Consider the following 9,351-nt stretch of genomic DNA (forward strand, 5'->3'; position numbering starts at 1 on the left):
AAGTTGTTTCAGTGGCTATGGCGGTTCTCGTTTTCGTGATTAGGGGCTAGAGTGTGCTAAATTTTATGTAATCAAGAACTGCTTATTTATACACTTTTACTACCAATGGGCAGTTGTTTTATTTGGTCAAGCAAAATATCTGCAATGCTTCGGCGACGGATGACAATCTCAGTCTTGGCTGTCTGGCCAGCTTTAAATTTGGTATTTTGATCGTTGGCTTTTACATAATTACGTTCTGGGGCAATTTTTACTTGATAAGCTGTACCCAGTCGCTCATCAAGTTTGCTACGAGGTGCAACAGATATTACTCGACCGGAGACAATCCCATAATCTTCATAGGGATATGTGTTGAATTTGATTTGTGCTGTATTCCCTACTTCGACAAAACCTGCTTCTTTAATTGGCAAAATAGCCTCCAAAATTAACGGTGTATTTTGTGGCGCTATTTCAGCAATTGTTTGTCCTGGTTGAATCACTTCCCCACTGTTACCGACGTTGAGTGATAACACTACTCCATCTATGGGAGAAATCAGGGTAAGTTGTCTTAATCTAGCTTTTGCTTCTTGGAGTTGTTTTTCAACTTGTTGTACTTTGGCCTGCAACTGAGTTTTTTCTGTTTGTAGTTTTTGAATTGTTTTCTCAGTTTGTAACTCTTGCTCTATTAGGGATTGAAACCTGAGTAAGCGATCGCTTTGGGCTAAGGTATCTGCTTGTAATTGCAGTAGCTGTGATTGACTAATACTATCGCTTTTCTGACCTTGAGCGATCGCTACCTTTTGACTAGGGGTTTTAGTCGAATTTTGAGCCTCAATCTCTGCATTATTCCTCTCTAAATGTTGTTTCAATTCCCAACGACTTTTTTCTATCAAGGTTTGGGTTTTAAACAATTGTGTTTGGTAAGTTGTACGTTCTCGTGTCAGCTTCTCAACTTCATTTAGAACAATTTCTTTGTCCAGTTGTGCTATTACCTGTCCAGCTTTGACAAACTCACCTTCTCGAACCCGGATATAAGCCATTTTCCCAGAAATAACCGGATGTATTTTATAAGCATCTCCCTGAGGAACTAATCTTCCTGTGGCTTTACCTACTTCGTCAATATGAGCAAAATTTGCCCAAGTTGCAATAGTTATACAGAAGGCTATTCCACCCAAAATCATTTGATAAAAAGGAAACGACGGTGACTGCTCAAGGAAAGTTTGCAACGATGTAGATAATTGAACAGTTTGGTTATTTTTTAACTTATCTTCTAGTTTACGATCTTGTAAATTGTCAGTCTTTTTGGAGATAAATTTTACAGATGCACTTGCATTTCCATTGACTCTATTTACAGAAGTTACTGAAGTAGATAAATTTATCAACATATCTTGCTCACAATTCGCAGAAATAGCAAGACAGTAGCCTGTTTTAGAAGGCAGTGATGACTGTTTCTCTTGTTTTGGAAACAGAGAGTTGAATGGTATTTTCATGGAAGCTGTATTAAATGAAAATTTTGCTGTTTGTCATTTCATTTGCTATCGAAATAGCGCTCTTAGCTCCATCAATTTTGCCTTTCAATCCTGATAGTTGAGTTAAATTAACAAATCAACCATAAGAGTTTAGAAGCATTTACGATTATTTATTTAACCAACTAATACTTGTAATAATGATAAAGCCTACTAATCAAAAAAATATTTACCTATTGCCCAAGAAAATTCTGGCTCACTCAATAGCGTGTGATTTTGTCTGCTCTGGAATGTTTAATATGCAAAACAAGTGATCAAAATAACCACTGCGATTTTTCAATTTTTGAGTTTTGTGGTTAGAATATTGAAAATCTTTAACCATTCCTTAACTCCAGATAGCAATTTTACATACAAAAACTTTAACGCAAAACAGTTACCTAAAATACAGAATACTAGTTTTTTGCATCCGATTCAGCCAAATTGGCATTTTTTTGTAAAGTAACCTTCTATCGCATTACTTCCGTCCCAGATGATGAGTACCGCAAGGCGGAAGTAAAAAGTCAAAATTATTGCAGAGTAAGCATTTCATTGATTTGGAATGGGTGGTTGATTTACGCCGGGCTGTACTAGGTTAGCGCAGCAATAGCGATTTTAGTAACTTCCGAGGGAGGGACTGGGTTATAAGTAAGTCGGCACAATCAAATCAAACTAAGTAAGTGAGGGTATATCAAAGTATGTTGAATGCTACAAAATAAATCTTAAACAAAAATATTTCGTCTCCTTAATGATAAAAATATGCTTTATTATTGGACGCTATTCTTAATATTTATCTACGTTCTAAGACTTTTAAATTATAAAATATCTCAACAAAATATATAATTAATTATAGTAATAAGGAGATATAATCCTTGTCACATAAGACTTTGATACATTTGGTTGATGTTTAGATTTCCACATTGCAAGTACACTGATAATTCAGGGAACGTAATGTTTAAAAATATCTATGGTTTACGATAACCGTGCAGTAGTACGAAAAGTTTTGTTGATTACTCTACTGCTCAATTTGTTTGTTATGGGATTAAAAGCATTTGTAGGGTACTTAACAGGATCTCTCAGCTTGTTAGCCGATGCCTTGCATAGTGTGACAGATAGTGCAAACAATATTTTAGGATTATTCGCCAGTAACTTTTCTTCTCCATATCCCGATCGCGAGCATCCCTATGGACATCAGAAGTTTGAAGCTGTGGGTGCGTTGGGAATCGCCGCATTTTTAGGAATAGCCTGTTTTGAAATTCTCCAAGGTGCGATTGAGCGCATTCTGAAAGGTGGCGCACCTGTAAGAGTATCACCGCCTGAGTTGTGGTTGTTGCTACTTGTCTTGGGAGTGAATATTTTTGTGGCTTTCTATGAGCGCAATGAGGGTAAGCGGGTAGGTAGTCAAATTTTAATCGCTGATGCTACACATACTATGAGTGATGTGTGGGTAACAATCTCTGTCATCGGTGGTTTGATTGGAGTTTGGCTTGGTTATCAATGGTTAGATGTCGTGTTAGCTTTTCCGGTGGCGTTGTTGGTATTTTGGAGTGGTTGGTCAGTTTTAAAAGAGAATTTACCTTGGTTGGTGGATCAAATGGCGATCGCACCTGAAGCTATACAGGCGATCGTATCTACTGTACCTGGGGTAATTAATTGTCATGATATCTCTTCACGGGGTGTTATCGGTCGGCAAGTCTTCATTGAAATGCACTTAATAGTCGATGCGCCAGATGTGGAAACTGCTCATCGCATTACTGAAGAAGTAGAAAGCCTACTAGAGGAAAGCTTCCGTCCGGTCAGAATTGTCATTCACGTCGAGCCACCAGCCTATCAATCTGAGCAAATTAGCTTTGGAACTGGAACACAATAGGAAATTCTTGGTTGGGTATTAGACTGGTATAATACTTAGCGTTGCTACGTCTCATATCAAAATTAATACTTTATTTGATGTAATAAAAGTACACTTTTATTTATACTCCCATAAACAAAGTTTTACGCGTAAATTTAGCATTTTGAATTGAATTTAAGCCTACTCATGTATACAAGTCAGAGTCAGAAGTAATTATATCTGCACTAATTGTTATGCTGAGGCTATAAAGTATTTCTGATAGACAATACATTAGGAGTGTTTATACATCATACGTGTATTAAAGTCAGCCTTTGCTCTGGTTGTAATTTTAAGGACTGAAAAGTGAACATCAACGATATCACTATTCCCTTTCAGGTAGACCTCAGTAACTGCAACAAAGAACCAATTCATATTCCTGGTTTCATTCAACCTCATGGAGTGCTTTTAGCATTAAAGTTAGTAGATTTAACTATTCTGCAAGTTAGTAATAATACATTTAATGTTTTGGGGATACATCCAGAACAATTACTAAATCAACATTTAAGCTGCTTATTGGAAACAGAGCAGATTAATTTATTAGAAGACTGTTTAACTAACGAAGATTTACCAATAGTTAATCCTATTGAATTTAGTATCAAATCAACCGATAAAACTCTTCATTTTGATGGTATTTCTCATCGTTCTAATGAAGTATTAATTCTAGAATTAGAGCCTCATTTTTCGGAAAAAAGTAATGTGTTTTTCCGATTTTATCATTTAGTAAAGCTAGCAATGTTAAAACTTCAAGGTGCAATTAATGTTACAGAAATTAGTTGCATTCTGGCTCAAGAAGTCCAAAAAATTACTGGCTTTGACAGAGTTATGGTTTATCGATTTGATGAACAATGGAACGGTAAAGTAATTGCGGAAATAAAGCCTGAATATCTTACATCCTATTTAGGTTTACACTACCCAGCCTCTGATATTCCGCAACAAGCTAGAAAACTATACAGCCAAAACTGGCTGAGGTTGATACCAGATGCTAAATATCAACCAGTAGAAATTATTCCTATTAATAATCCTATAAATAACCAGCCCTTAGACTTAAGTCGTTCAGTTCTCCGTAGTGTCTCACCATTACACATTGAATATATGCAGAATATGGGCGTAGCTGCTTCCATGTCCATTTCGATTTTGAAAAATCAAAAATTATGGGGTCTAATTGCTTGTCATCATCAATCACCAAAATACATCCCCTATGAAGTGCGGAGTGCTTGTGAATTTTTAGGGCAAATGACATCTATTGAAATGAGTGCTAAAGAAGATAGTGAAGATACAGAAGACAAAATCAAAGTGAAATCTGTGCATAGTAAATTAGTAGAGTATATGTCGGCAGAAAATAACTTTATTGATGCTTTAATTAACCATCAGCCGAATCTCCTTGAACTTGTAAATGCACAAGGAGCAGCAGTTTGTTCTAATGGTAATTATTTTACTGTTGGTAAAGCTCCAGCAAACCCAGATATTCAAAATTTAGTGGAATGGATTAGTCAAAATCTACATGAAGATATTTTTTACACCGATTCACTAGCAACAGTTTATCCAGATGCAGAAAACTTGCGCGATGTTGCTAGTGGCTTAATAGCACTTTCTATTTCTAGAAGTCAGAAAAACTATGTTTTATGGTTTCGTCCAGAGGTAATACAAACTATAAATTGGGCTGGTAATCCCCATAAACCTGTAGAAGTAATCGCCAATGGTGGAGTCCGCCTATCACCCCGTAAGTCTTTTGATTTATGGAAAGAAACGGTACTGTTGAAGTCTCACCCTTGGAAACCTTATGAAGTGAATGCGGCACTAGAGTTAAGAAGTGCGATTATTGGTGTAGTGTTGCGCAAAGCAGATGAACTAGCGCAACTAAATATTGAACTAGAACGCAGTAATCAAGAATTAGATGCTTTTGCTTATATTGCTTCCCACGATTTGAAAGAACCACTGCGGGGAATTCATAATTATTCCAACTTTTTGATGGAAGATTATGGCGAAATCATAGACACATCAGGTAAGGAAAAGTTATTCACCCTGATTCGTCTTACCCAACGGATGGAAGATTTAATAGATTCTCTGCTGCATTTTTCTCGCTTGGGACGGGTTGATTTATCAATGCAGGATACTGATCTCAATGAGATTGTGCATCGGATTTTAGATATGTTGAGTGGGCGAATTGAGGAGACAGGAGTAGAAATTAGAATTGCTCAACCACTGCCTGTAGTGTATTGCGATCGCATCCAAATAGGCGAAGTCTTCAGTAATCTTATTGCCAACGCCATCAAATACAACGACAAAGCCCATAAATGGATTGAAATTGGCTATTTCGAAAATCCGCCACTACCAGTAACATTTTACGTGCGAGACAATGGCATTGGTATTCGGGAAAAACACTTTGATGCAATTTTCCGCATCTTCAAAAGACTACACAGCCCCAGCAAATATGGCGGTGGTACAGGCGCAGGACTGACAATCGCCAAAAAAATTGTGGAGCGACACAGTGGTATCATTTGGTTAGAATCAACCTACGGCGAAGGTACTACCTTTTATTTCACTTTACAGGGGACAGAATGAGTAGATGGGGTTGCAAAATTAAGAAATATTGATTGATTATTGGCTTCTTTCTCCCCATTCCCCACATGATTGGTAACATCTCCCAACCTTTATTAATAATTGAAGATAGTGACGAAGATTTTGCAGCTTTCCAGCGAGTTATGCAGCAAGAAATTGTCTTAAATCCTGTTTTTCGCTGCATTGATGGGGATGATGCTTTAGATTTTCTCTACCACACTGGAGCTTATCTCAACACCGCCAAGGCTCCCTGTCCCTCGATTATTTTGCTTGACCTCAATTTACCAGGGACTGATGGACGAGAATTTTTAGCCCAAATTAAGCAGGATAATAATTTCAAACATATTCCTGTAATTGTCTTCACAACTTCTTGTAATCCCAAAGATATTGAGATATGTTACCGATATTGTGTAGCCAGTTATATCCTTAAACCGATTGATATCAAACGCTTAGTTAAAACTATTCACACCTTTTTAACTTACTGGTTAGATATTGTGATTCTTCCTGATGCTGTTAGCAATTAGTCATGGCACAACCGCTAACTATTTTAATTATTGATGACTGTTCTGAAGACCGCCAAGTTTATCGTCGCTATCTCCAGCAAGACCAGGAGCATCGCTACACAATTCTGGAAGAAGAATCAGGAGAGGAAGCACTAGATTTATGTCGGCGATTTCAACCCGATGTAATTTTATTAGACTTTTTACTACCAGACCAAGATGGACTGGAATTTTTGGCTGAATTGCAACAGCAGGTGCAGGGAAGTATGCCAGCTATAGTCATGTTAACTGGTTACGGTAATGAAGCGATCGCTGTTCAAGCTATGAAAAGTGGTGTTTATGACTACCTAGTAAAAGGACAAACCACAGCAGAGCGTTTGCGTTCTACTATCCATTCAGCAATCGTACAAGTACAATTACGTAAAGAACTGTGCCGCAGCGAAGAACAGTTACGGGAAAGTCAACAATTTATTGAACGCATAGCCGAAACAACCCCAGGGATTTTATACGTTTATGATTTGCGAGAAAAACGTAATGTTTATCTCAACGGTAAAGTTGGTAAGCTATTAGGTCATAATCCCGAAACAATTCAAGCCTTAGGGAAAGAATTTCTCATCAAATTAATGCACCCTGACGATTTAGTTCAGCTTCCGCAAGTATTCCAACAATTTGACTCCGCTAAGGATGGGGACATTATAGAACATGAGTATAGGATGCGACACGCTAATGGTAAATGGTGTTGGTTTTTTAGTCGTAATTCTGTGTTTCTGAGGAATGCTGACGGTTCACCACGGCAAATAGTGGGTACAGCCTTTGATATCACCACCCGCAAGCAAACCGAGGAAGAACTGCGCTCTAGCAATGAACGTTCCCGACTAGCAGCCGATGCGTTGCGTCAAAGCGAAGCCAAATTCCGCCGCATTGTGGACTCTAATATAGTTGGTATTTATTTTGGTGACTTTAGCGGTCAGATATACGAAGCAAATGATGCTTTTTTGGAAATGCTCGGCTATACTCGTGCCGAACTAGAAACAGGTGGCTTGCGTTGGGATCAGATTACACCAACAGAATACGAACACCTCGACCAGAAAAAAATTCAAGAACTGCAAACTTCTGGAGTGTGTACTCCTTTCGAGAAGGAGTATTTTCACAAAGATGGCTCCCGTGTACCTATTTTATTAGGAATTGCCCTGATTGAAGGACAGGAAGATAATGGCTACAGTGCTTGCTTCGTCCTTGACCTCACCCAAAGCAAACGCGCTGAATCTGCTTTGCGCCAAAGTGAGGAACGCTATCGCCATTTATCCAATGTCATACCACAACTAGTTTGGGTGAAAAATCCTCAAGGTGACTGCGAATATGTCAATCAACGATGGTGTGAATACACTGGACTAACTTTGGAGCAGGCTATGGGGTCTGGCTGGACAACAGTTATCCATCCAGACGACATCCCTATAATTAATCAAGCATGGATGCAAGCCATGAAGACAGGGCAAATTTACGAACAAGAAATGCGCTGTCAAAAATATGATGGTAGTTATCGGTGGCATTTAACCAGAGCTTTACCCATTAGAGATGAGCAAGGAAAGATTGTGCAATGGTTCGGCACAAGTACAGATATTGACGATCGCAAACAGTTAGAAGCAGAACGGAATCGACTTTTGCAACTAGAAAAAGCAGCTCGAGCAGAAGCGGAAGCCGCCAACCAAACAAAAGATGAGTTTGTGGCTATGGTATCTCATGATTTGCGATCGCCACTCAATGCGATTCTCGGTTGGTCACAACTGTTGCGGACTCGCCAGTTTGATCAAACTACTTTTAATCGTGGATTAGAAACGATTGAACGCAACGCTCAATCACAGTCAAAACTCTTGGAAGACTTACTGGATATGTCCCGTATCCTCAGAGGTCAGCTACAGTTAGAACGATGCCAAGTGGATCTGCTTGCAATTATCGGTGTAGCAATTGAGACTGCTTACCCTTCAGCAAAAGCTAAAAATATCCATTTAGAGTCTGTGATAGATGATTCTACTCCCCCGATTTTTGGTGATGTTAACCGCTTGTTACAAGTTTTAGGCAATCTGCTGTCAAATGCAATTAAGTTCACCCCTCCAGAGGGACAAGTAACAGTCCAGTTATTACACACAGTTTCTCAAGTTCACATCACGGTTACTGACACAGGTATTGGTATTAGCCCAGAATTTCTACCCTACGTTTTTGAGCGTTACCGTCAAGCAGGCTACCATCATCAACAAGGTGGTTTAGGACTAGGATTAGCGATCGCTCGTCATCTTATAGAATTGCATGGCGGGACAATTCATGTCAGCAGTCCCGGCGAAGGACAAGGCGCTACTTTCACAATTAAATTACCATTGCAGGATTGATAACCACTTTCATCGAAAGCGACGTTGGTAATGGGTAATAGTCCAATTACCAAAATTTCTATTACCTTGTGGTTTGGTCTTTCATCTGGTAACTTTGCTGGGCTTATATTTGACTTCATCACTCTCCCAACTCTTGTAAAATCGCCTCAACAGTTGCCTTTAATGCTGGTAAATTCTGCTCAATTACACCCCACACCCGGTTTAAATTCACCTTCAAATAATCGTGAATCAGTACATCCCTAAAACCAGCAACTTGTTGCCAAGGTATATCTGGATAAGCTGCTCTTATTTCGGGAGATAATCTCTTAGTAGCTTCCCCAATAACTTCAAAATTCCTAATTACTGCATCTTGAATTATTGGAATTTGCAAAAATGCTTCTTTACCATCAAGAGTGTAAGACTCTATGCGCTCAATACATTCTTTAATATTGCTTAAGAGCTGATTCGTAAAGTAAATATTAAATAGACAATCGCCTAACCATGAGACGAAGTAAGGAACCATAAATCATGGCTTCACTTACCTCTGAATACACTTCATAATC

The 9,351-nt window shown here is 38.6% G+C and carries 6 protein-coding genes; 4 read left to right on the forward strand and 2 right to left on the reverse strand.

Annotated features, from left to right (window positions below; genetic code table 11):
• Positions 1–86: 86 nt before the first annotated feature.
• Positions 87–1,361, reverse strand: a complete 1,275-nt coding sequence (locus tag H6G18_RS14165; RefSeq protein ID WP_242040315.1) for an HlyD family efflux transporter periplasmic adaptor subunit — start codon at positions 1,359–1,361, stop codon at positions 87–89.
• Positions 1,362–2,445: 1,084 nt separating this feature from the next.
• Here H6G18_RS14165 and H6G18_RS14170 point away from each other — a divergent pair.
• The 4 genes from H6G18_RS14170 to H6G18_RS14185 all read left to right on the forward strand — a co-directional run bounded on the left by H6G18_RS14170 (position 2,446) and on the right by H6G18_RS14185 (position 8,809).
• Entirely contained in the window at positions 2,446–3,348 is a 903-nt protein-coding gene (locus tag H6G18_RS14170) for a cation diffusion facilitator family transporter (protein WP_190407743.1), read from the forward strand.
• Positions 3,349–3,669: 321 nt separating this feature from the next.
• Positions 3,670–5,928, forward strand: a complete 2,259-nt coding sequence (locus H6G18_RS14175) for an ATP-binding protein (RefSeq protein ID WP_190407744.1) — start codon at positions 3,670–3,672, stop codon at positions 5,926–5,928.
• 65 nt (positions 5,929–5,993) lie between these two features.
• Complete coding sequence (locus H6G18_RS14180; protein ID WP_190407748.1) at positions 5,994–6,449, forward strand: response regulator; 456 nt, start codon at positions 5,994–5,996, stop codon at positions 6,447–6,449.
• A gap of 2 nt (positions 6,450–6,451) precedes the next feature.
• Positions 6,452–8,809 (forward strand): PAS domain S-box protein, encoded by a 2,358-nt coding sequence (locus H6G18_RS14185; protein ID WP_190407745.1) that lies wholly within the window; start codon positions 6,452–6,454, stop codon positions 8,807–8,809.
• Between the two features lie 118 nt (positions 8,810–8,927).
• Here the strand turns inward: H6G18_RS14185 and H6G18_RS14190 are convergent, their stop codons facing one another.
• Positions 8,928–9,311 (reverse strand): HepT-like ribonuclease domain-containing protein, encoded by a 384-nt coding sequence (locus H6G18_RS14190; protein WP_242040316.1) that lies wholly within the window; start codon positions 9,309–9,311, stop codon positions 8,928–8,930.
• Positions 9,312–9,351: the final 40 nt, after the last annotated feature.

This window comes from Anabaena subtropica FACHB-260, from assembly GCF_014697105.1.
Taxonomy (GTDB): domain Bacteria; phylum Cyanobacteriota; class Cyanobacteriia; order Cyanobacteriales; family Nostocaceae; genus Trichormus; species Trichormus subtropicus.